This is a genomic window from Streptacidiphilus sp. BW17 (assembly GCF_041262485.1).
Taxonomy (GTDB): Bacteria; Actinomycetota; Actinomycetes; order Streptomycetales; family Streptomycetaceae; genus Streptacidiphilus.
The window spans coordinates 95,973-117,223 of record NZ_JBGCCR010000006.1 but is presented as its reverse complement, the minus strand read 5'-3'; the positions used below and the strand labels follow the sequence as shown (position 1 = coordinate 117,223).

The following is a 21,251-nucleotide window of genomic DNA, read 5'->3' as shown; positions in this document are numbered from 1 at the left end:
CATTCCTTGTCTCTGTCGCGGTCTCTGTCGCGCCGCTCAGAGCCGGGGGTCGACCGGCTCCGACTCCAGCGCGAGGACGGCGAAGACCGACTCGTGCACCCGCCACAGCGGCTCGCCCTCGGCCAGCCGGTCCAGCGCCTCCAGGCCCAGGGCGTACTCGCGCAGCGCGAGCGAGCGCTTGTGGCCCAGGGCGCGGGCCCGCAGCCGGCCCAGGTGCTCGGGACGGGTGTAGTCGGGGCCGTAGATGATCCGCAGGTACTCGCGCCCACGGACCTTGACGCCCGGCTGGACCAGCCGACCGCTCTCGGTACGGACCAGCGAGGCAAGCGGCTTGACCACCATGCCCTCGCCGCCGCGCGCGGTCAGCTCCTCCCACCAGGCCGCGCCCGCCGCGCAGGAGTCCGCGTCGGCGGTGTCGACGAGCAGGCGGCGCGTGCCGTGCAGCAGGCCGCTGTCGTCCGCGGCGATCATCCTGTCGATCCAGTCGAGGTGCTGGTCGTGCGGGCGCACGGCCAGGTTGGCGCCCTCCGCCGCGAGCAGCTGGAACGGCGCGATCCGGATCGCGTCGATCCCCTCCACCGTCCAGCAGTAGCGGCGGTAGGCGTCGGTGAACGCGGACGCGTCCGCCGCGCGTGCGGCCTGACGCTCCGACAGCTCCCGGACGTCCACGCCGAGTGCGGTCGTCGCATCGAGCGCCGCCCGTGCCGCCGCCAACGCAGCGCCCGACGCCGCGCCGACCGCCGCGTACTGACGGCGCAGCAGGCCGGTCGACTTGAGCGACCAGGGCATCAACTCGGCGTCGAGCAGCAGCCAGTCGCTCTTCAGCTCGGCGAAGAGCCCGGCCGCCTCGGCGGCGGCACGCAGCCGCGTCAGGACGGCGTCGTTCAGCGCCGGGTCGTCGAGGAAGGCACGCCCGGTGCGGGTCCAGACCTGTCCGCCGGTCGGCACGCCGAACCGCTTCTCGCCTGCCGAAACTTCACCGTCACCGTCAGGGGTGTCCCGGCAGACCAGGACGACCGCGCGCGAACCCATGTGCTTCTCCTCGCACACCAGGTGCCGCACACCGTCAGCCCGGTACGCGGCGAAGGCCTCGTCCGGGTATTCCAGCCAGTCCTCACGCTGCGAGGTCGCGACCGGGGCCATGGTCGGCGGCAGGTAGGCGAGCAGGCGCGGATCGATCGCGAACCGGCTCATCACCTCCAGCGCCGCCGCCGCGTTCTCCTCGCGGACGGCGACCCGTCCGTGGTGGCGGGTCTCCACGATCCGCTTGCCCGCGACGTCCTCGATCGCGAGCGGACGCCCCTCACGCCCGCCCGGCGCGTCGGTCGCCAGCGGACGCACCGGCTCGTACCAGACCTGCTCGGCCGGGACCTCGACCAGCTCCCGCTCCGGGTAGCGCAGCGCGGTCATCGTCCCGCCGAAGACGCAGCCGGTGTCCAGGCAGATGGTGTTGTTCAGGAAGTTCGCCACGGGCGTGGGCGTGTGGCCGTAGACGACCAGGGCCCGGCCCCGGTACTCCTCCGCCCACGGGTAGCGCACCGGCAGCCCGTACTCGTCGGTCTCGCCGGTCGTGTCCCCGTAGAGCGCGTGCGAGCGCACCCGGCCGCTGGTGCGGCCGTGGTACTTCTCCGGCAGACCGGCGTGGCAGACCACCAGCCGGCCGTCGTCCAGCAGGTAGTGGCTGATCAGGTCGCCGATGAAGTCGCGTACCCGCTGCACGAACTCCGGCGGCTCGGCGGCCAGCTGGTCCAGCGACTCCTGCAGCCCGTGACTGACCGTCACCTTGCGGCCGGACAGCGCTCGGCCCAGCTTGTTTTCGTGGTTGCCCGGGACGCAGAGCGCGTGCCCGGCCGCGACCATGCCCATCACCAGGCGCAGCACGCCGGGGGTGTCCGGACCGCGGTCGACCAGGTCACCGACGAAGACGGCGGTGCGGCCCTGCGGGTGCACGGCGTCGACCGCGCGCCCCTCGGCGTCACGCAGGACCTCGTACCCGAGTCGGCCGAGGAGGGTGACCAGCTCGGAGCGGCAGCCGTGGATGTCGCCGACGATGTCGAACGGTCCGGTGAGGTGCCGCAGGTCGTTGTAGCGCTTCTCCAGCACGATCCGGACGGCGTCGACCTCTGCCTCCGAGCGCAGCACGTGCACCTTGCGGAAGCCCTCGCGCTCCAGGTGGCGGAGCGAACGGCGCAGGTCGCGCTGGTGGCGCTGGAGCACGTGCGGCGGGAAGTGAGCACGGTCCGGCTTACGGGAGTTGCGCTCGGCGCAGAGCTGCTGCGGCACGTCGAGAACGACGGCGACCGGCAGCACGTCGTGCGCGCGGGCCAGCTCGACGAGCTGCCGCCGCGCCTCCTGCTGCACGTTGGTCGCGTCGACGACGGTCAGCCGCCCGGCGTCGAGGCGCTTGCCGACGATGTAGTGGAGCAGCTCGAAGGCCTCCTTGCTCGCCGACTGGTCGTTGGGGTCGTCGGAGACCATGCCGCGGCAGGCGTCCGAGGAGACGACCTGGGTGGGCAGGAAGTGCTTCGCGGCGAAGGAGGACTTGCCGGAGCCGGTGGCACCGATAAGGACGACCAGGGAGAGGTCGGGCACGGTCACCTTGCGGGTGACCCGCTCGGCGCCGGTGGCTGGTGTGGGGTCCGTAGCGTCGGTCATCTGGGTCACTCTCCCTTCGCGGTCTGGGTGTTGGTGGTGGTGCTGGTGTCGGGGTGGTCGGGGAGTTCAGGGCGGTCGGTGCCCGGGGCGTCGGTGCCGGGGGCGTCGTCGGCGCGGCCGAGGCTGAACGTGGCGAGCTGGGTGGGCGCGCCCACCTCCGGGTCGTCGTCTCCGACCGGGCCGAAGGCGACCTCGTACCCGTAGCTTCGCCCGACCCTCTCCGCCCAGGCGCGGAACTCCCCGCGGTCCCACTCGAAACGGTGGTCGGCGTGGCGCATCTCCCCGGCCGGAAGGGTCTCCCAGCGCACGTTGTACTCGGCGTTGGGCGTGGTCACCACGACCGTTCGCGGCCGGGCCGCTCCGAAGACCGCGTACTCCAGCGCGGGCAGGCGCGGCGGGTCGACATGCTCGATCACCTCGGAAAGGACGGCCGCGTCGTAGCCGGTCAGCCGGGAGTCGGTGTAGGTGAGCGCGCCCTGGAGCAGCCTGATCCGGGCGGCCTGACGCTCGTTCATCCGGTCCAGCCGGAGACGGCGCGCGGCGATCACGAGGGCGCGTGCCGACACCTCGACGCCGACCACCTCGGTGAACGTGCGGTCCTTGAGCAGCTCGGTCAGCAGGGCGCCCTCGCCACAGCCCAGGTCCAGTACGCGTGTTGCCCCGGCGGCGCGCAGCCGCGCGAGGATCGCCTCGCGACGGCGGACCGCGAGGGACACCGGCTTGGGGTCGGCGTCCGGCTGGGGGTCGGCGTCCGACCGGGCCGCAGCGTCCGCCGGGAGCTCGCCGGTTTGCTGCGTCTCGTGCGTCTCGTGCGTCTCCTGCATCTCGTGCGTCTCGTGCGTCTCCTGCGGGACGGCGTTGTCGATCTCCTCCAGCTCGCGGTCGTCCGCCTCGGCCAGCCGGGCCAGCTCCAGACGGGCCGTCGCGGCGCGCGCCAACGACCAGCGGCGGGCCAGGTAGCGACGGGTGATCAGCTGCTGCTCCGGATGGCGCGGCAGCCAACCCTCGCCACGGGCCAACAACTTGTCGACCTCGTCCGGCGCGACCCAGTAGTGCTTCGCGTCGTCCAGGACCGGCAGCAGCACGTACAGCTGGCTGAGGGCGTCCGCCACCCGCAGCGTCCCGGTCAGCCGCAGCTCGACATAGCGCGAGTCGCCCCACTCCGGGAAGGTCGGATCCAGCACGATCGGCTCCGCCTCCGCCTGCCAGCCGAGTGGCTCGAAGAGCCGGTGCACCAGTTCCACCCCGCCCTTGGCGGGCACGGCGGGCAGCTCCACACGCAGTGGCTGCGGCTGGTCGGCCAGCTCGGGACGGGCGGTGCAGACGCCCTTCATCGCGCTCTTGAACACCGCGCTCATCGCCACCGCCAGCAGCGAGGACGCCGCGTACGGACGGTCGTTGACGTACTGCGCGAGCGCGAAGTCGGGCGAGGACCCCCCGCGTCCCTTGCTGCCGCGGCCCCGACGCACCAACGCGATCGGGTCCACCTCCAACAGCAGCGCGGCCGTGCACCGCTCGGCCGTCGCCTCCGGATAGAAGACGTGCGCACGACCGTGGGCGGTGCTGAACGACTGCGCCTTGCCGGGGTGCTTGTGCAGCAGAAAGCCCAGATCGGTCGCGGGACGCTGGTCAGTGCCGTGAGTGCTGATCGTCAGGAACACACGGACGAGTATCGTCCCGCGGCCGGATTTCGCCCACAGACTTTTCGGCGTACGGGCGTTACACGGTCGTCTCCTCGACCGGCCCGTCGTGGCGTGCGCTGGACCGCCAGTCCGCCACGCGGACCAGTGTCTCCAGGAAGGCCAGCCGGAACGGGCCCAGGTCGGCGCGGCGCAGCAGCGCAACGGCGTTCGCAGTCAGACGTACGGCGTTGCCGGTGTCCAACACCTGAGCGGCGAACCGCTCGCCGCTCGACAGCTCGACGGGCGGGGTGCGGTCGCCGTCGAGGACTCCGAGCAGAGCGGGTTGCTCGTCCGGCTCGGGCAGCACGCTGACCCGGATCCGGCCGTGGTGGGCGGCGACGAGGTAGGGCAGCAGGTCGGCAAAGTCTGCGCCTGCCGGGGACTGGTGGAGCAGGATCAGTGCGCTGACCAGCTCGTGGCGGAAGTACGGACGAGCGTAACGGCCGCCGTTGTGGGGCGCCTTGGACTTGGCCAGCAGCCCGGCGGGAGGGTCGCCGCCGCCACTGCGGATCATGTCCTGGAACAGGTCGTGGCTCTTGCCGAGGTCGTGGTAGCGCGCGGCGCGGGTGACCGCGTCTCGGTGATCCACCGTCAGGCCGGGGTGCGTGAGGGACTCCAGTGCGAGGGACTCCGGAGCGAGGGACTCCAGCAGGGCGCGCGCCTCGTGCTCGGTCTCCTGCAGGTGCTGGTCCAGGCTGACCCACGCGGTGCAGGCGAAGGACCGGGGGGCGGCGGTCCCGTCGCCGAGCGGTTCCACAACGGCCACGCTGTCCGGGGTCCAGCCCTCCTCGGGCGTCCAGCCGCCGTCGGCGGCGTCGAGCAGCATGGTGACACCGGGCCGCAGGTCCGCCGCCGAGGACTCCGGGTCGACCGGCCGCCACGCCCAGTCGAGCCGCCGGTCCCGTATCCACGCCGTGCGGGCCCGTGTCCGCGTCCGCTTCCGGGGCTGGGCGGCCAGCGCGGCACGGAGTTCGGCCAGCGGGACCGGGCATAGCTCCTGGCGAGTCGGGTCGCTCTCCTCCGGGCCGGGGCGGTCCGGAGTCTCACCGTCGGGTGCGTCGGTTCGTGCGTCGGTTCGTGCATCGGTTCGTGCGTCGGACCAGTCGCGCCAGGCGACAAGGACGGTTCCGGGGTCACGGCCTGGCGGACTCACCCAAGGGGTGACGTCGATGTCGGGAGCGGTGTCGAAGAGGCGGAACAGGTCTGCGTCGCCGGGCGGCGGCGGACCGACGGCGGGCGTGCTGACCTGGGCCTCGTGCAGGTCGCGCAAGCTGACGGTCCGTCCGTCGTGTGCCTCCAGCCAGTCCGCGACCGGTGCGAGCGCGGAGGGGTCTGCTGAGGAATCGGAGCCCGCATCCGGGCCGGCACTCCAGAGCAGTTCGCCCGCTCCGTCGGTGAGTCGGCCCGCACGAAGAGCAACGGCGGCCCAAGGCGCGAGCTCCGTGTAGACCGTGCGGGCGGGCAGCTCCCCGCCCAGGTCCAGGGCGTGGCCGACAGCGACCACGATCCGGTCGGCGGCCGGCTGCTCCAATGCCTCGGTCAACTCCCGCAGTTCGGGCTCACGACGGTAGGGGTGGGCGAAGAGCAGCTCCCGGTCCGCGTTACGCGCACGCAGTGCGCGGACCAGGGCTCGCGCACGGGCGAGGGAGCCGAGCACGGCCAGGGTCTGCGTGCCCGCGACGTGCACTGCGGCGAGTGCGGCGGCAAGGGAGCCGATGTCCTGCGGGTCGAGGCCCGGATCGAGTCTGCGCACCCGGAACGATCCGCCGGATCGCGCGCCCAACCCGCCTGCCCAGTCCGCGTCGCCGGGACCGGCGACCGCGTCCGGCCCGTCGAACGCGGAGCGGACGCTCGACACCAGCGTCGTGCCGGTCGGCGCCGACGTGCCGAGCCGCTCGCGGAGCCCCTGCAACGCCAACGCCGTTCGCGCGCCCGCCCCGAGGAGCGTGGGCTCGTCGAGCACCCAGTGGGCGTCGTTGTGGAGCAGCGCGAAGGAGACGTCCGTCATCGTCGGCCCGTCGGCGAAACCGCGCAGCAGGGCCCGGCTCAGCAGCACCTCCTGGGTGCCGATCAGGATCGCGGTGCGTTCGGGGGCGCGCCGCCAACCGCCGTCGCGCGCCGACGCGCCGGTGAGCAGATGCAGACCGACCTGGTCCGCACCGCCGAGCGTGCCCAGGCGTTCGAGCCAGCGAGCGACGGTGGCGTGGATGCTGCCCGCGAGGCTGCCCTCCGGCAGGACATGGACCAGCCTGCGCGGGGTGCCCGGCGGATCGGCGATCAGCCGCCGGTACAGCCAGGCGAGCACGACGGCCTCGGCCCCGCCGCCACCCGGAGGCGCGGCCAGACGCTCCGGCAGCGGATCGATTGGCACGCGCGGATCGAGCGGCTCAGCCGCCAGTTCGGCCTGGTACGGGTAGGGGGTGTGACCGGTCGCCACCGTCGTGAACCGGGCGAAGTCCAACGCTGCCTCCGACATCAAGACCCCTCTCCGCTGATCCGGTTGGTCCGGCCGCTTGCGCCCCGTCGGCGTACGCGGGCGTCTCGGCGCGAGCACGAAGGCGACGCAGCATCCGGGCGTCGTCGAAGCCGACCTCCCTGGCCGCCGTCTCGACCGTCGTGCCGTGGCTGATCAGGTGCTCCGCTCGCTCGACGCGCAAGGTCTGCTGGTAGCGCAGCGGAGTCAGGCCGTCGGTCGCACGGGTGAACAGCCGGGTCAGAGTGCGCTCACTGACCCCGGCGGACGCGGCGAGCAGCGCGAGCGGCAGCGTCTCGGCGAAGCGTGCGTCGATCAGGTCCTGCACCCGGTGCACCGTGTCGTCGAGGTGCGCGCGGTGTCGCAACATGGCGCTGGCCTGCGGCTCGTGGCCGTTGCGCCGGGCATAGACGACCATGTCGCGGGCAACCTGCGCGGCCACCGCCGGTCCGTGGCGACCCGCGACCAGATGCAGGGCCAGGTCTATCCCGGACGCGATCCCGGCCGAGGTGACCACCCGGTCGTCCGTGGTGAAGAGCACGTCGCGCACCACCTGGGCGCACGGGTGACGGCGTGCCAGCTCGTCCTGGATGTCGTGGTGCGTGGTGCAGCGCCGCCCGTCGAGCAGCCCGGCCGCGCCGAGCGCGGCGGCACCGGCGCAGATACTCGCGACGGTGCCGCCCGCCTCGTGGTGGGCCCGCAAGGCCTCCAACACGCCTGCGCCGAGCGGTGGGACGAGCCCCGGGACGACTGGGGGGACTGGGGGGACTGGGGGGGCATGTGCGGGGACGAGTGCGGGTGGCGCGCCCGCATCGGCATCCGGCACCCGCCAGCCCGGCACGACCAGCAGGTCGTCGGCGTCGAGCTCGGGCCACACCGTCGTGGCGTGCAGCGGCAGCCCCTGGGCGCTGGGCACCAACTCCTGCTCCGCGACGTAGTCCAGCCGGTAGGGGAAGCCGAAATCCCCTACCGTGTCGAAGACCTGCGCCGGGCCCGCGAGGTCCAGCAGATGGACCCCGGGCACCAGCACGAACACGACGCGGTTGCTCACGAAGTCATCATCCCGCAGGGCACTGACACTCCGGACAGTCCTGGGGTGTTACCTGTGTCGCCTACCACCCGCTCGCGTCACTCGGCCGAGGCCGCCCCGGCGGCGACCAGCTCGTCCACCGTCGCGATACGCGCGAACCGGTCGCGCAGGACGGCGGTCGTCCGCTCGATGATCGCGGCGGCGCTCAGCCCCCCGATCGGGTGGGTGGTCGTGGCGTCGACGACGAAGGTGCAGCGGTAGCCGAGGTCACTGCCGACCCGGGTGGTGGTCTCCACGCACTGCTCGGTCCGGATGCCGCAGAGCACCAGCTCGGTGACGCCGCGCTCGGTCAGCTGCTGCTGCAGGTTGGTCGTGGTGAACGCGTTGTGGCTGGTCTTGTGGACCGTGAGCTCGCCGGGACGCGGCTGTTCCAGCTCCGCGAGGAGCCGGACATGGCCCTGGACCGGGTCGAAGACGGTGTCGCTGCCGGGCTCCTGGTGCAGTACCCACACCACGGTGTCGCCCTGCTCACGGGCCAGCCGGACCAGGCGGTTCACCGGCTCGGCGATCTTCGGATTCTCCACCAGCGGCCAGTCCTCGCCACGGGCGCGGAAGGACTCCTGGACATCGATAACGATCAGTGCGCGACTCATGGAACCAATCCTGGCCTGGCCGGGAACACCGGGAGAAGGCCGGATCGGGTCCGCCTACGGAACGATCCGGTCACCCACTGATCACGTCCGACACCCGGGACGGTTCGGCATCCGGGCACCCGATTGGTTAGCGTTCTGGCGTGACTACTGAGACTTCCACCTCCTCCACCGCCCCCAAGGGCGGCGCCGTCGCCGCCGGCCTGGCCACGATCGCCGCGGACGGCACCGTCCTCGACACCTGGTTCCCCGCTCCGGAGCTGGTCGCCGAGGCCGGTCCGGCCGGGACCGTCCGGCTCAGCGCCGAGGAGGCGGAGGCCGCGCTCGGCGCCGGTGCCGCTGCCGCGCTGCGCTCGGACGCCCGTCGCGGCGTCGAGGTGATCGCGGTCCGCACGGTCATCGGCTCGCTCGACGACAAGCCCCTCGACACGCACGACGTCTACCTGCGTCTGCACCTGCTCAGCCACCGCCTGGTGCAGCCGCACGGCCAGAGCCTGGACGGCATCTTCGGCATGCTGGCCAACGTCGCCTGGACCAGCGTCGGCCCCACCCCGGTCGACCGCGTCGAGGCGGCCCGTCTGGCCGTCCGTGCCGAGGGCGGCCAGCTGGCCGTCTACGGGATCGACAAGTTCCCGCGCATGACCGACTACGTCGCCCCGACCGGCGTCCGCATCGCCCACGCCGACCGGGTCCGCCTCGGCGCGCACCTGGCCGAGGGCACCACCGTGATGCACGAGGGCTTCGTCAACTTCAACGCCGGGACCCTCGGCACCTCGATGGTCGAGGGCCGGATCTCGGCCGGTGTGGTCGTCGGTGACCACAGCGACATCGGCGGCGGCGCGTCGATCATGGGTACGCTCTCCGGCGGCGGCAAGCAGGTCGTCTCGGTGGGCCAGCGCTGCCTGCTCGGCGCCAACGCGGGTATCGGTATCTCGCTCGGCGACGACTGCGTGGTCGAGGCCGGTCTCTACGTCACCGCAGGCACCCGGGTGACCACCCCGGACGGCGCGATCGCCAAGGCGGTCGAGCTCTCCGGCCAGTCCAACCTGCTGTTCCGCCGCAACTCGCAGAGCGGCGCGGTCGAGGTCATCGCCCGCTCCGGCTCCTGGGGCGGCCTCAACGCGGAGCTGCACGCGCACAACTGAGCCACGTTCAGCTCAGGGCGCTGACAGCTGGCAGCTGTCAGCCGACAGCTGCCAGTCGGCAGCCGACACAGGTGGTCAGGGGGTCGGGCGGTACGCGCCCGACCCCCTCCCGCGTCCCCGCAGCACCGCAGCAGACTCCGCGAACTCCGCGAACGCGCCCTACCAGGCCGAGGGCCTGCGGCCCAAGCGGCGTCCCGCCTCGGGGTGAACGCGGGTGAACCGGCGGCCCGTGGGAGCGCCCGTCGGTGTGACAGGCAGTGACCGGCGGTGGGGGCCGATCGTTGGCCGCACGGGACCGGCACCGTCTGCCGGCGCCCCTGTCCGTGCCCGCCCCCTGAAGGGTCAGCCACCCATGTCCGATGCACCCCCCGCTCCCGACAGCCCGCAGAGCCTGCTGGCGCAGATGGAGCAGATGCTGGCGGCCCTCAACGCCGACCTGTCCCAGTTCGACGCGGACCTGCAGACACCCGATTCGCACGCGACCGGCCACGCGAGCGGCAGCGACGACGCGCAGCAGCCGGACGAACTCGCACACGAGTAGCCCCGGGTAGCCTCCTGCCGCCGCCGGGCCCGTGCCAACCGGGCCCGCACCGGCTCGCCGCTCCCTCCCACTCCACTGCCCTGCCCCTCCTCCCCCTGCTCACCCCGTCGGCGGCTCCAGCCGGACCACCGCGGCAGCCGGGCCGAGGACGGCCCGCCCCAGCTCCCGGGAGCCGACGCCGACAGGGCCCGGCTCGTCCAGCCTCTCGGCCTGCGGCGCTTCTTTCGCCGTTTCCTCCGCTGCTTCCTCTGCCCCGTCCGCGTCCTCCGCGCCGACGGCGCGCAGCAGCTCGGTGAGCAACTCCCGTGCCGGATGGGCGGCGTCGACGCCGTCGACGCAACTCCAGTACAGCTCCTGCTCGTCCGCGCCGCAGGCCACCACCAGCAGTGACTCGGCGGCCTCCTGGATCAGCGACCGCAGCTCGCGCAACGTCCCGCCGAGATCCGCGAGCGCGGTGAGCCGGGAGGCGCGCTCCCCGGTGACCGGTTCGTCCGGCGGACGCCCGATGCACTCGGCCGCATGCGACGCGGCCTCGGCCAGGGCCCTGGCGATCTCGACCGCCCCGCAGCCGCCGCCGGTAAGCGCCCGCTCGGTCAGCACCAGGGCCGAGGTCTGCCCCACCGCCTCCGCCAAGCGGCAGGCCTGCCAGGCCTCGACCATCACGTCGGACGCGGTCCGCGCCTCTGCCAGCGCATGCCGGGTCGCCTTGATCAACCGCACTGCGTCCACGACGCCACCCGCCCCTCGGGAGCCGCCCGGCGGCCTCTCCGCCGAGTCTGCGCCCAGCCTCCGCCCGCCCGCGGACTGCCGCGACGAACCGGCCACCAGGCTGTGGACAACCCGGGGGTGTGGAAAACCCGACCACCCGCAGGGGTGAGTCGGCGAGGCCGTCGGACCGGATCAGTCCAGCGGCTGCGGCTCCGCCGCGGGGAAGCGGAGCTCGTTACGGTCGATCTTGGCGGCAAGGGCCGTGAGGGGGTCGACGCCGAGGACGCCACAGAACTGGAGCAGATAGGCGAGGACGTCGGCGACCTCGTCCTCGACCTGGTGGGCCCGCTTGGGGTGGGACATGACCTCGGCGGCCTGCTCCGGGGTGAGCCACTGGAAGATCTCCAGCAGCTCCGACGCCTCCACGCTGAGCGCGGCCGCGAGGTTCTTGGGCGTGTGATACGGCTGCCAGTTGCGCGCCGCCGCGAAGTCGCGCAGCCGCTGCTGCAGCGCCTCGACGGTCAGGTCCTGGTCCTGGTCCTGCTCCTGGCCGTAGCCCTGGTCGTGGCCTTCGTCATGGCCGTGGTCGTGGTCGCGGCCGGAAGCAGGGGTGACGTCATCCATACGGTCATTCTCGCGGATCAGCCGACCGGAACGGCGGGGTGATCCACAGGCGCACTCACCGGAGCGTCCTCCGGCACCAACTCGCTCCGCCCCGATGCCGGATCGACCGCGCACCGGACCGGGAAGACCCCGGGCACCACCGCCCGCTCCGTCGCCGTCGCCAGCAGCCGGACGTGGCCGCGCGAGGCCACCTCCACCGCCAGCCGGAGCAGCGACTCGACCTGCGCGGCGCCGAGTCCCAGGTCAAGACCCTCCCCCAGCACCGTCAACAGCCGCTCCGCGTCCGGGACTTCCATCGCCGGGCTCATCTGGAGCACGCCGGGGCCGGTCAACAGCACCGTCGCGAAGGCCAACTGCCGCAGCACGCCCGAAGGGAGCAGCTCCGCTCCCAGGCGACGGCCGTCACCGAGCTGCAGCGCCGCGCAGACCCGGGTCGTCCCGTCGGCGGCGGTCGAGCGCAGCGCGCCGAGGCCGGAGACCAGCACCGGGCTCATCGCCCGGGTCGCCTGGACCAGCTTGCCGAAACGGATCCGGCACTCGCCCTCGATCCGGGCGATCACCGCCGACAGGTTCTCCGCCGAGCCGCGCAGCCGGGCGTCGTCGTCCGCGCGGACCCACTCCCTCATCGCCACCGGAACCGGCTCCAGCGCGAAGCTCTCCCGGAGCGCGGTGAGCACCGCCTCCGCGGCTGCCAGGACCAACCGCTCCCCCGGCGTCGCACCGGCGACGCGCAGCGGCAGTTGGGCCGTGACCAGGCCGTGTGCCCCGAGCGGTGCGCGGATGTCGCCCTGGCGGCCGTCGCTGTGCCAGGCGGCGTCGATCCGGCTGCTCGACGCGTCCAATGCGCCGGTGGTCAGCAGCAGTCGGCCGCCGGCAGTGAGCCGCTCCGAGGTCAGCAGCACGGTCCCTCCCACGCGCTGGAAGGAGACGTCGAGCCGCACCTCCCCGACCGCCGCGGCGACCGAGCAGCCCAGCCGGACGGTGTCCGCGCCGAACGGCAGGCAGCCCGCCACGCCGCCCCGGACCAGGGCGAGCGCCTCGTCGGCGTCCTCGCCCTCGGCCAGGGACGCCAACACGCGCAGGCCTTCAAGGGCGTTGGACTTGCCCGCGCCCGACGGACCGTGCAGCAGGGTGACCCGTCGCAACGGCAGTACCGCGTCCCGGAAGGACTTGAAGGCACCGAGGCGCAGTTCGACCAAGGCGGGGCGGAGCACGGGGGGAGAAAGCGCATCGGGGCGGGGCACAGCGGAGGAGAGCGCATCGGGGTGGAGCACTTCGGGCCTGGGCACGGGGATGGTCACACCCGCGAGGCTAGACCGCCCACCACCTGCGGAAACGTCCCTCCAGCCATCCCGTCCACCGGGTGCGACGCCCAGATCACCCGGACAGGCGAACGAAACGGCTGAGCGTCACCGACGCGGTGACCTCGACCGGGTCCGGCAGTGCGGCGATGCGTGCCGCCAGCGCGTCCGGATCGGTGTGCCAGGCGCTCGGGCCCATGCCCACCACGGTGGCGACCTCGGCGTGGGAGAGCCGGACGCCGAACGTCAACTCCCGTGCACCCGCCGGGGAGAGATGCGGCACCAGCGTGCGCGCCAGCCGCTCGTCCTTGCGCTCGTCGACCCCAAGTAGACCCAACTCGCCCACCAGCTCCCGCAGATGCTTCGACGTCGGCGAGACGACCAACAGTTCGCCGCCGGGCCGCAGCACCCGCCGGATCTCCTCGCCCCGGCGCGGGGCGAAGACGTTGAGCATCACGTCGGCGACCCCGTCGCGCAACGGGAGCGGCTTCCAGGCGTCGCAGACCACGGCCGCCGCGCGCGGATGCGCCTTGGCTGCGCGGCGCAGCGCGAACTTGGAGATGTCGAGGGCGAGTCCGGTCGCTCCGGGCACCGCGTCGAGGGCGGCGGCCAGGTAGTGACCAGTGCCCGCACCCAGGTCGACGACGCGTCCGGCCTCGGCCTCGCGGACCGACTCGGCGAGGGCGGTCGCGATGGGCGCGTAGTGGCCCGCACCCAGGAAGTCGACGCGGGCGGCGACCATCGCGGTGGTGTCGCCGGTGCCGGTGTGGGCGCCGCCGGGCAGCAGGTTGGCGTAGCCCTGCTTGGCGACGTCGAAGCTGTGGCGGGCCGGGCAACGCAGGGCGCCGCCGTCCTGAGCGAGCGTCAGTTCCTCGGCGCAGACGGGACAGCGCAGCCACGCGGCGACCCGCTGCAGCACGGGGTTCACAGAGGTGGTGGGCATGGGTGGTTCGGCTCGCTCAGTCCCCGGCCCCGCCGTCGGCGCTGCCGTGCTCGTCGTCGTCCCGGCCGCCCTCATCGCCGAGGTCGTCCCGGTCGTCCTGGTCGTCTTCGTCTTCGTCGTCCCCGCCCTCGGCTCCGATCGACTCCGACTCGGGGGCCTGGTCGACGACCCAGCCCGCAAGCCGCTCGGCGGTGCCGGCGACGCCGAGGCGGCCGTCGCACAGCGCGCGGGCCAGGGAGCGCATCTCGCGCGTGGTGGTGGCCACCGTCGCGCCACCCGCCACCAGGTAGGCGAAGGCCACGGCGGTGGCGAAGAGTTCGTTGTTGCGCTCCAGCGCGGGCACCCGGATCAGCTGGTGCATCAGCGCGGCAGCGCGGTCCTCGGGCTCGGGGTAGACGAGGACGTCGAAGATCTCCGCCTGATGCCGGGTCACCGCTGCGACCAACGCGCCGTAGTCGGTGACCCGGGGGTCGCCAGGGGTGTACTGCTCGGCGACCATGAGCAGCCAGGACAGATCGATCTCGATGTTCAACGGCGCGTCCCCGCGCCCTCTCGCTCGCCACCGAACTCGGCGAGGAAGACGGACTCGTACTCCTTCATGAACTGTGCGGCGGCGTCCACGAAAGCGCGTCCGGTCTCGCCCATGTCCTGTTGGACCAGCTTCTCGATGTACTGGTTCATGCTGATCCCTTCCTGTTCCGCGCGGGCCCGGGCGACCTCCGCCGTGGCGACGTCGACCCGGACGTTCAGCTGCTTTTTACTCATAGCTCGAAGCTAGCGCGATTCCGCTAGCACAGGAAGGGGTATCAACATGGTCATTTTCGGACAGCTCCCCGGCGCTTCACTCGAACCTCTGGCGACGTTCCGCAAGCGGTCACTTCCGGACAGTTCCGAGCAGCTGTGGAGAACTCATTCCCCGCCGACGGGCTCCAGAATCGCCACGCACTCGAAGTGGTGCGTCATCGGGAAGAGGTCGAACGCCCGCAGCCCGGCCACGCGGTAGCCGGCGTCGGCGAAGAACTTCAGGTCGCGGCTGAGCGCCGCCGGGTCGCAGGCGACATAGGCGATGCAGCGGGCACCGAGACCGGCCAGGTGGGCGACGGTCTCGCGGCCCGCGCCGGCGCGCGGGGGGTCGAGGACGATCAGGTCGGTCTCGGTGATGCCGGTGCGGGGCAGCAGCTTCTCGACCTTGTCGCACTCGATCCGGACGCGCTTCTCGCCCACCAGGTCGGCGAGGTTGTGGCGGGCGTCGGCGACGGCCTGCTTGCTCGACTCGATGCCCAGCACCGCGCCGTCCTCCCCGAGCCGCTCCGCCAGCGCACCCGCGAAGAGGCCGACGCCGCAGTAGAGGTCCAGCGCATTTTCGCCCTCGCGCGGCTGCAGGCCGTCAAGGATCGCGTCGACCAGGGTCTGCGCGGCAGCCGGGTGGATCTGCCAGAAGCCGCCGTCGCTGACCCGCCAGGTGCGCTCCGCCGCGCGCTCGCGGACGAAGTTGCGCCCGTGGACGCGGTGCACGCCGCCGTGGTCGTCGATCCGCTGCACCGAGACCGGCCGGTCCAGCTCGACGATCGGCAGCCGTCCGCCCGCGACGGGCGTCAGGATGACCGCGCGGTCGGAGGAGCCGGTCGCCGCCACGGCCTCGACGGTGTCGATCTGCGGCCACTCGCGCTTCTCGATGCCCAGCTCCTGCACGCCCGGAGCGGCGATCAGGCAGCGCTCGACGGGAACCACCTCGTGCGAGCGGTGGCGCCGCAGACCGGCCCGACCGGTCTCCTGGTCCACGGCGTACTGGACCCGGGTACGCCACGCGGGCACCTCACCCGCCGGGAGCTTGTCCCCCGGCGCGGGCTCGACGCTGCCGTCCCAGCCCGCCTGCTCCGGCGTCAGACCGGCCAGCTTGGCCAGCTGTTCGGTCAGCACGGAGGCCTTGAGCTTGCGCTGCGCACCCGGGGTGGCGTGCTGCCAGTCGCAGCCGCCGCACAGGCCGGGGCCCGCGTACGGGCAGGGCGGGGTGACCCGCTCCTTGGCCGGCTCCAGCACCTCGACCGCGTCCGCGCGGAGGAAGCGCGAGGCCTCCGTCCCGTCCGTCACCAGGGCGACCACCCGCTCGCCCGGCAGCGCGTGCCGGACGAAGAGCACCCGGCCCTCGTGCCGGGCCACGCAGTGGCCGCCGTGGGCGACCGGGCCCACCTCGACCTCGTAGCGCTCGCCGACGAGCGACGGCGACTCCGGTGCGCCGGAAGGGCGTGCGGCGGGACGCGCGCCGGAGTTGGTGGAGGCGGAACGGGAGCGGGTGGTGCGGCGGGATGTCACGCCTGGTCGTCCTTAGCGGCTGCGGGTGCGGGCACGGGTGCGGGTCCGGTCGTCGCGGAGGCGGCGGCCATGGGCCGTTCCTCGCGGCGTCCGACATCGCCGCGCCGGACCTGTCCCGGCGCGATCCACGGGCGCGGCTTGCGGCGGCGCTCGGAGGACTCCAGCTGCCAGGGTACCGAGGTCACCATCACCCCGGGCTTGAAGAGCAGGCGACCCTTGAGTCGCAGCGCGCTCTGGTTGTGCAGCAGGTGCTCGTACCAGTGGCCGACGACGTACTCCGGGATGTAGACCGTCACCACGTCGCGCGGGTTGTTACTGCGCAGCTGGCGCACGTGCTCCACCACCGGGCCGGTGATCTCCCGGTACGGCGAGTGCAGCACCTTGAGCGGGACGTCGATGCCGCGGCGGTCCCACTCCTCCTGCAGCGCCTTGGTGTCGACCGGGTCGACGTCCACGGTGACCGCCTCGAGACGGGCCGTGCCGCGCGAGGAGAGCTGGGCGTACGCCAGCGCCCGCAGGGTCGGCTTGTGCAGCTTCGAGACCAGCACCACGCTGTGGATCTGGGCCGGCAGCGCCTCCTCCTCGTCCGCCGCGTCGTCCAGCGCGAGCTCGGTGGAGACCCGGCTGTAGTGGCGGTTGATCGCCTTCATCAGCACGAAGAAGACCACCATCAGCAGGCAGGACATCCAGGCGCCGGACATGAACTTCGTGGAGAGCACGACCACCAGCACGCAGGCGGTGCAGGCGAGGCCGATCGTGTTGATGACCCGGCTGCGCATCATCCGGCGGCGCTCCGCCGGGTCGGTCTCGGTCTTCAGCAGCCTGGTCCAGTGCCGGATCATGCCGGTCTGGCTCATGTTGAAGGAGACGAAGACGCCGATGATGTAGAGCTGGATCAGCCGGTTCGGGTCCGCGCCGTAGCCGATGATGAAGACGATCGCCACGCCCGCCAGCAGAATGATGCCGTTGGAGAAGGCCAGCCGGTCACCGCGGGTGTGCAACTGCCGCGGCAGGTAGCGGTCCTGGGCGAGGATCGAGCCGAGCACCGGGAAGCCGTTGAAGGCGGTGTTGGCGGCCAGCACCAGGATCAGGCCGGTGACGGCGGCGATGAAGTAGAAGCCGGGCGTGAAGTTGGAGAAGATCGCCTGCGAGATCTGCGCGATCGCGGTCTTCTGCTGGTAGCCCGCCGGGGCGCCGATCAGCTGGGCCGGGTTCTCGGCCATCTTCAGGCCGGTGAGGTTGCCCATCCAGATGATGCCGATCAGCATCGTCACCGCGACCACGGCCATCATCAGCAGCGTGGTCGCCGCGTTGCGGCTCTTCGGCTTGCGGAAGGCAGGCACGCCGTTGCTGATCGCCTCGACACCGGTCAGCGCGGCGCAGCCGGAGGAGAAGGTCTTGAGCAGCAGCAGGACCAGCGCGATGCCGGTCGGATCGATGTGCCCGGCCTCGGGCACCAGGTGGAACCCGGCGCTGGCCGCCTGCATGTGCTGACCGAAGAAGAAGTCGCGCACCGCCGCCCAGATCATCAGCAGGAAGATCCCGCCCATGAACCCGTAGGTGGGGACGGCGAAGGCCGTGCCGGACTCACGGACGCCGCGCAGGTTCATGCCCATCAGCACGAGCACCAGGACCACCGAGATGAGCACCTCGTGGCCGTGCAGCGCGGGCACCGCGGAGACGATGTTGGCCACGCCCGAGGTGGTCGACACCGCCACCGTCAGCACGTAGTCGACCAGCAGTGCGGAGGCGACGGTCAGACCGGCGTTGCCGCCCAGGTTGACCGTGGCGACCTCGTAGTCGCCGCCGCCGCTCGGGTAGGCGTGCACGTTCTGCCGGTAGGAGGCGACGACCACGAGCATCACCAACGCGACCACCGCGCCGATCCACCACGAGAAGTGGATCGTGGCGATGCCCGCCACCGACAGCGTCAGGAAGATCTGCTCGGGGGCGTAGGCGACCGAGGAGAGCGCGTCGGAGGCGAAGACGGGCAAGGCGATCCGCTTGGGCAGCAGCGTCTCGCCGAGCTTGTCGCTCTGCAGCGCTCGCCCGATAAGGATCCGTTTCGGGAGGTCAGTGAGTTTTGACACGAGGAGGATCGTAGAGGGTCTCCCAGGTTCGCAGGCAGGGAGCCCGGGAAATAACCCGGTTCGTAGGTGCCGCAGGCTCTCCACCTGCGGTGACGGGCAGCGGACGATCGCCGGGGATTCTGTGCGGTGGTTGTGCCGACTGCATACAAAATCGCCTTGGGGGTGCCACCCTGGTGACAAGAGGGCGTTAAGAGACTGTCACTATCGAGCACGAGACACCGAGACACCGACACCGAACCGGAAGGACGGTCGTGCACATCGTCATCATGGGATGCGGTCGCGTGGGTTCCTCCCTCGCGCGCGCCCTGGAGAAGCAGGGTCACTCGGTCGCCGTGGTCGACCAGGACCCCACGGCGTTCCGCCGTCTCGGTTCGGACTTCGCCGGCAAGCGGGTGACCGGGGTCGGCTTCGACCAGGACACCCTGCGCGAGGCGGGGATCGAGCAGGCCGGCGCGTTCGCCGCGGTCAGCAGCGGTGACAACTCCAACATCATCGCGGCGCGCGTGGCCCGGGAGAACTTCGGCGTCGAGAACGTCGCGGCCCGGATCTACGACCCGCGCCGCGCCGAGGTCTACGAGCGCCTGGGCATCCCGACGGTGGCCACCGTCCGCTGGACGGCCGACCAGATGCTGCGCCGCCTTCTCCCGTCCGGCGTCGAGCCGCACTGGCAGGACCCCAGCGGCGCGGTCGAGTTGGCCGAGGTCCCGGTGGCGACGGCCTGGATCGGCCACCGCATCGTCAGGCTGGAGCAGGCCGCGCCCGTCCGCGTCGCCTTCGTCACCCGGCTCGGCCAGGGCCAACTGCCCACCCCGGACATGGTCCTGCAGGAGGGCGACCTGGTGCACATGATGATGCGCACCAACGACCTGGACGCCGTCGAGGCGATCTTCGCCAAGGGCCCGGAGGAGCACTGATGCGGGTAGCAATCGCCGGAGCGGGCGCGGTCGGCCGCTCCATCGCCGGAGAGCTCCTGGAGAACGGCCACGAGGTGCTCCTCGTGGACAAGAACCCGAAGTCCATTTCGGTCGAGCGCGTGCCCCAGGCCGAGTGGCTGCTCGCCGACGCCTGCGAGATCACCTCACTGGACGAGGCGGCGCTGCAGCGCTGCAACGTGGTGATCGCAGCGACGGGTGACGACAAGGTCAACCTGGTGGTCTCGCTGCTGGCGAAGACCGAGTACGGCGTCCCTCGGGTCGTCGCCCGGGTCAACAACCCGAAGAACGAGTGGCTCTTCAACGAGGCCTGGGGCGTGGACGTCGCCGTCTCCACGCCGCGGCTGATGTCGGCGCTGGTCGAGGAGGCCGTCAGCGTCGGCGACCTGGTCCGCCTGATGCGTTTCAGCCAGGGCGACGCGAACCTCGTCGAGCTGACGCTCGCCTCGGACGCGCCGCACGTCGGCACCCAGGTCAAGGCGATCGCCTGGCCGGACGACACGGCGCTGGTCACCATCATCCGCGAGGGCCGCGTGCTGGTCCCGTCGGGCAGCGACACCCTCGAGGGCGGCGACGAACTGCTGTTCGTCGCAACGGCGGAGAGGGAAGCGGACCTGGAGGCACTGCTCTCGCCGTCGGCGAGCTGAGCGTTCGCACGCCGCGGAAGCGGTCGCGGGTCTTCGGACTTGCGGCCGCTTCCCCGTTTTGTGAGAGGGACAGTTGCGCTGTTCAGGGGCGCGGGGCTCTGCTGATGTGCGGCTCCGCCGCGTGGGCGCGACAAGCGAGCCTGCGCTGCCGCAGGTAGTTGCAACGCTCAGGGGCCCGGGGAACTGCACGACAATCCCCCAGCCTTCGGCCAGGGGGACCCCCATCCCACGAAGGTAGAGCCCCGAACACGCAGGGCCATCCGCATGGGGGCACCTCCCGGCCGAAGGCTGGGGGACAGTGGTTACTCGCGCGCGCAGTTGATCGAGCAGAGCCCCGCGCCCCCGGAGATGCTGCAACTTCCCTGCGTGCCCTGACTAACTCTCGACTGCCTGCTCGGACTCGGCGTCCTCGGTTTCGACGTTCACCTTGATCGGCGCCGGGGCCTTCGACAGGATCAACCACGACAGGTAGATCGCGACCAACCACGGCGGGACGCCCAGTCCGATCTTCGCGACGCCCAGCCACGTCACCTGCCCCGCCCAGTACAGCGGGAAGAGGATCGCCGCCCGCAGGGCGAACAGTGCGACCCAGACCCAGGTCGCCTTCGTGTACGCGGACAGGCGGCCGGGGTTCTGCGTCCGCCAGGTCATGTTCTCGCCGAGGACCGGGCCCAGCATGACGCCGAGCAGCGGCCACTTCACGAGCGCCGAGATCGCGTACGCGACCAGCAGGACCAGCCCGTAGATCATCGACGGCAGGTAGAAGTCCTGCGGCTTGCCGGACTGCATCGCGATGAACGCGCCGATGCCGACGCCCAGCACGCCACCGAAGGCGTGCTTCAGCGTCTCCCGCCGCGCGACGCGTACCACCGCGAGCAGGACGGTGACGCCGACCGCGGACCAGGACGAGATCGCGACGTTCTGGGTGATCGTGTAGAGGACGACGAAGACCAGGCCGGGCACGGTCATGTCGATCATGCCGCGGACGCCGCCGAAGGCGTCGATCAGCGAGGTGTCGACGGGCTGCTTGGAACGGTCCCCGGCGTCCGTGGGGTTCGTGGCAGCCGGGCTCGCGTCGGCGAGAGGGGCGCGGTGGCTCACGCGATCACTCCTGTCCCGTCGGGCGGAGTTCGTAGCGCGGGTTGAAGAGCACCCGGCGCCCGCGCGCGTGACTGATCCGGCCGCGAGCGACCACCTTGCGGCCGGGCTCGATTCCCACGATCGAGCGACGGCCGAGCCAGACCACGTCCAGTGCGTCGCTGCCGTCGAACAGCTCGGCCTCCAGCGCGGGGACGCCGGCGCGCGGACGCAGGGTGACCGCCCGGAGCGTGCCGGTGACCGTGACCTCCTGACGGTCGCCGCAGGCCGCGATGGGTGTGGCACCCGTTTCCTCGGCGTCGTGGCGCAGCTGCTCCGCGTTCAGCTCCTCGTTGGAGGTGCCGAGCTTGCTGAACATGCGCCTCAGCCGGCCCTGCGGCCGTGCGCTGGAGATCTCACTGCTCATGCCCGAAGGGTAC

At 72.0% G+C, this 21,251-nt stretch carries 18 protein-coding genes and 1 pseudogene; 4 read left to right on the top strand and 15 right to left on the bottom strand.

Going from position 1 to position 21,251, the window contains the following annotated elements; all coding sequences use genetic code 11:
- Positions 1-36 precede the first annotated feature (36 nt).
- The 5 genes from ABH940_RS09800 to ABH940_RS09780 all read right to left on the bottom strand — a co-directional run bounded on the left by ABH940_RS09800 (position 37) and on the right by ABH940_RS09780 (position 8,493).
- Positions 37-2,655, bottom strand: coding sequence for a polynucleotide kinase-phosphatase (locus ABH940_RS09800; RefSeq protein WP_370105070.1), 2,619 nt, complete (start codon positions 2,653-2,655; stop codon positions 37-39).
- Positions 2,656-2,660: 5 nt separating this feature from the next.
- The gene (locus ABH940_RS09795) at positions 2,661-4,316 is read right to left on the bottom strand and encodes a 3' terminal RNA ribose 2'-O-methyltransferase Hen1 (RefSeq protein ID WP_370105069.1); all 1,656 of its coding nucleotides are present in this window, start codon (positions 4,314-4,316) and stop codon (positions 2,661-2,663) included.
- Positions 4,317-4,374: 58 nt separating this feature from the next.
- Complete coding sequence (locus ABH940_RS09790) at positions 4,375-6,813, bottom strand: CRISPR-associated endonuclease Cas3'' (RefSeq protein ID WP_370105068.1); 2,439 nt, start codon at positions 6,811-6,813, stop codon at positions 4,375-4,377.
- Positions 6,725-7,861, bottom strand: a complete 1,137-nt coding sequence (locus tag ABH940_RS09785; RefSeq protein WP_370105067.1) for a GlxA family transcriptional regulator — start codon at positions 7,859-7,861, stop codon at positions 6,725-6,727. Before ABH940_RS09785 ends, ABH940_RS09790 begins: the two co-directional genes overlap by 89 nt.
- Before the next feature lie 77 nt (positions 7,862-7,938).
- Positions 7,939-8,493: a cysteine hydrolase family protein gene (locus ABH940_RS09780; RefSeq protein ID WP_370105066.1), complete on the bottom strand. Its 555-nt coding sequence runs from the start codon at positions 8,491-8,493 to the stop codon at positions 7,939-7,941.
- A 140-nt stretch (positions 8,494-8,633) separates the two neighbouring features.
- Between ABH940_RS09780 and dapD the strand changes: the two genes are divergently transcribed.
- Together dapD and ABH940_RS09770 are read left to right on the top strand one after the other, a co-directional pair.
- A complete protein-coding gene (gene dapD, locus ABH940_RS09775; protein ID WP_370105065.1) occupies positions 8,634-9,635 on the top strand; it encodes a 2,3,4,5-tetrahydropyridine-2,6-dicarboxylate N-succinyltransferase in 1,002 nt (333 codons plus the stop codon).
- A 352-nt stretch (positions 9,636-9,987) separates the two neighbouring features.
- Complete coding sequence (locus ABH940_RS09770; RefSeq protein ID WP_370068514.1) at positions 9,988-10,176, top strand: hypothetical protein; 189 nt, start codon at positions 9,988-9,990, stop codon at positions 10,174-10,176.
- 99 nt (positions 10,177-10,275) lie between these two features.
- Here ABH940_RS09770 and ABH940_RS09765 read toward each other — a convergent pair whose 3' ends face one another.
- The 8 genes and pseudogenes from ABH940_RS09765 to ABH940_RS09730 form a co-directional block, all read right to left on the bottom strand.
- Positions 10,276-10,905: a DUF6099 family protein gene (locus ABH940_RS09765; protein WP_370105064.1), complete on the bottom strand. Its 630-nt coding sequence runs from the start codon at positions 10,903-10,905 to the stop codon at positions 10,276-10,278.
- Between the two features lie 171 nt (positions 10,906-11,076).
- Complete coding sequence (locus tag ABH940_RS09760; protein ID WP_370068680.1) at positions 11,077-11,409, bottom strand: nucleotide pyrophosphohydrolase; 333 nt, start codon at positions 11,407-11,409, stop codon at positions 11,077-11,079.
- Positions 11,410-11,525: 116 nt separating this feature from the next.
- Positions 11,526-12,722 carry an AAA family ATPase gene (locus tag ABH940_RS09755; RefSeq protein WP_370105063.1) on the bottom strand — a complete coding sequence of 399 codons (1,197 nt, stop codon included), beginning with the start codon at positions 12,720-12,722 and terminating at the stop codon, positions 11,526-11,528.
- Positions 12,723-12,885: 163 nt separating this feature from the next.
- Positions 12,886-13,728 carry a putative RNA methyltransferase gene (locus ABH940_RS09750; protein WP_370068678.1) on the bottom strand — a complete coding sequence of 281 codons (843 nt, stop codon included), beginning with the start codon at positions 13,726-13,728 and terminating at the stop codon, positions 12,886-12,888.
- A 193-nt stretch (positions 13,729-13,921) separates the two neighbouring features.
- Positions 13,922-14,284, bottom strand: a pseudogene (locus ABH940_RS09745) (fic family toxin-antitoxin system, toxin component); the annotation flags it as partial.
- Positions 14,281-14,517 (bottom strand): toxin-antitoxin system HicB family antitoxin, encoded by a 237-nt coding sequence (locus ABH940_RS09740; protein ID WP_370068508.1) that lies wholly within the window; start codon positions 14,515-14,517, stop codon positions 14,281-14,283. The pseudogene ABH940_RS09745 and the gene ABH940_RS09740, both read right to left, overlap by 4 nt.
- Positions 14,518-14,661: 144 nt before the next feature.
- Positions 14,662-16,065, bottom strand: a complete 1,404-nt coding sequence (locus ABH940_RS09735) for a class I SAM-dependent RNA methyltransferase (RefSeq protein ID WP_370105062.1) — start codon at positions 16,063-16,065, stop codon at positions 14,662-14,664.
- A complete protein-coding gene (locus ABH940_RS09730) occupies positions 16,062-18,155 on the bottom strand; it encodes an APC family permease (protein ID WP_370068504.1) in 2,094 nt (697 codons plus the stop codon). The genes ABH940_RS09735 and ABH940_RS09730 overlap by 4 nt, the downstream gene beginning before the upstream one ends.
- 251 nt (positions 18,156-18,406) lie before the next feature.
- Here ABH940_RS09730 and ABH940_RS09725 point away from each other — a divergent pair, with 251 nt between their 5' ends.
- Positions 18,407-19,069: a TrkA family potassium uptake protein gene (locus ABH940_RS09725; protein ID WP_370068502.1), complete on the top strand. Its 663-nt coding sequence runs from the start codon at positions 18,407-18,409 to the stop codon at positions 19,067-19,069.
- Positions 19,069-19,734: a TrkA family potassium uptake protein gene (locus ABH940_RS09720; RefSeq protein ID WP_370068500.1), complete on the top strand. Its 666-nt coding sequence runs from the start codon at positions 19,069-19,071 to the stop codon at positions 19,732-19,734. The genes ABH940_RS09725 and ABH940_RS09720 overlap by 1 nt, the downstream gene beginning before the upstream one ends.
- 375 nt (positions 19,735-20,109) lie before the next feature.
- On the opposite strand, the gene ABH940_RS09715 is transcribed toward ABH940_RS09720, so the two are convergent.
- Positions 20,110-20,835 carry a DUF3159 domain-containing protein gene (locus ABH940_RS09715; protein WP_370068498.1) on the bottom strand — a complete coding sequence of 242 codons (726 nt, stop codon included), beginning with the start codon at positions 20,833-20,835 and terminating at the stop codon, positions 20,110-20,112.
- Between the two features lie 4 nt (positions 20,836-20,839).
- Positions 20,840-21,238: an OB-fold nucleic acid binding domain-containing protein gene (locus tag ABH940_RS09710; RefSeq protein WP_370068496.1), complete on the bottom strand. Its 399-nt coding sequence runs from the start codon at positions 21,236-21,238 to the stop codon at positions 20,840-20,842.
- Positions 21,239-21,251: the final 13 nt, after the last annotated feature.

Coding starts and splice junctions, on each gene's coding strand:
- ABH940_RS09720 (WP_370068500.1), top strand. CDS start 19,069: ATGCGGGTAGCAATCGCCGGAGCGGGCGCGGTCGGCCGCTCCATCGCC.
- ABH940_RS09780 (WP_370105066.1), bottom strand. CDS start 8,493: ATGAGTCGCGCACTGATCGTTATCGATGTCCAGGAGTCCTTCCGCGCC.
- ABH940_RS09790 (WP_370105068.1), bottom strand. CDS start 6,813: ATGTCGGAGGCAGCGTTGGACTTCGCCCGGTTCACGACGGTGGCGACC.
- ABH940_RS09800 (WP_370105070.1), bottom strand. CDS start 2,655: ATGACCGACGCTACGGACCCCACACCAGCCACCGGCGCCGAGCGGGTC.
- ABH940_RS09710 (WP_370068496.1), bottom strand. CDS start 21,238: ATGAGCAGTGAGATCTCCAGCGCACGGCCGCAGGGCCGGCTGAGGCGC.
- ABH940_RS09770 (WP_370068514.1), top strand. CDS start 9,988: ATGTCCGATGCACCCCCCGCTCCCGACAGCCCGCAGAGCCTGCTGGCG.
- ABH940_RS09740 (WP_370068508.1), bottom strand. CDS start 14,517: ATGAGTAAAAAGCAGCTGAACGTCCGGGTCGACGTCGCCACGGCGGAG.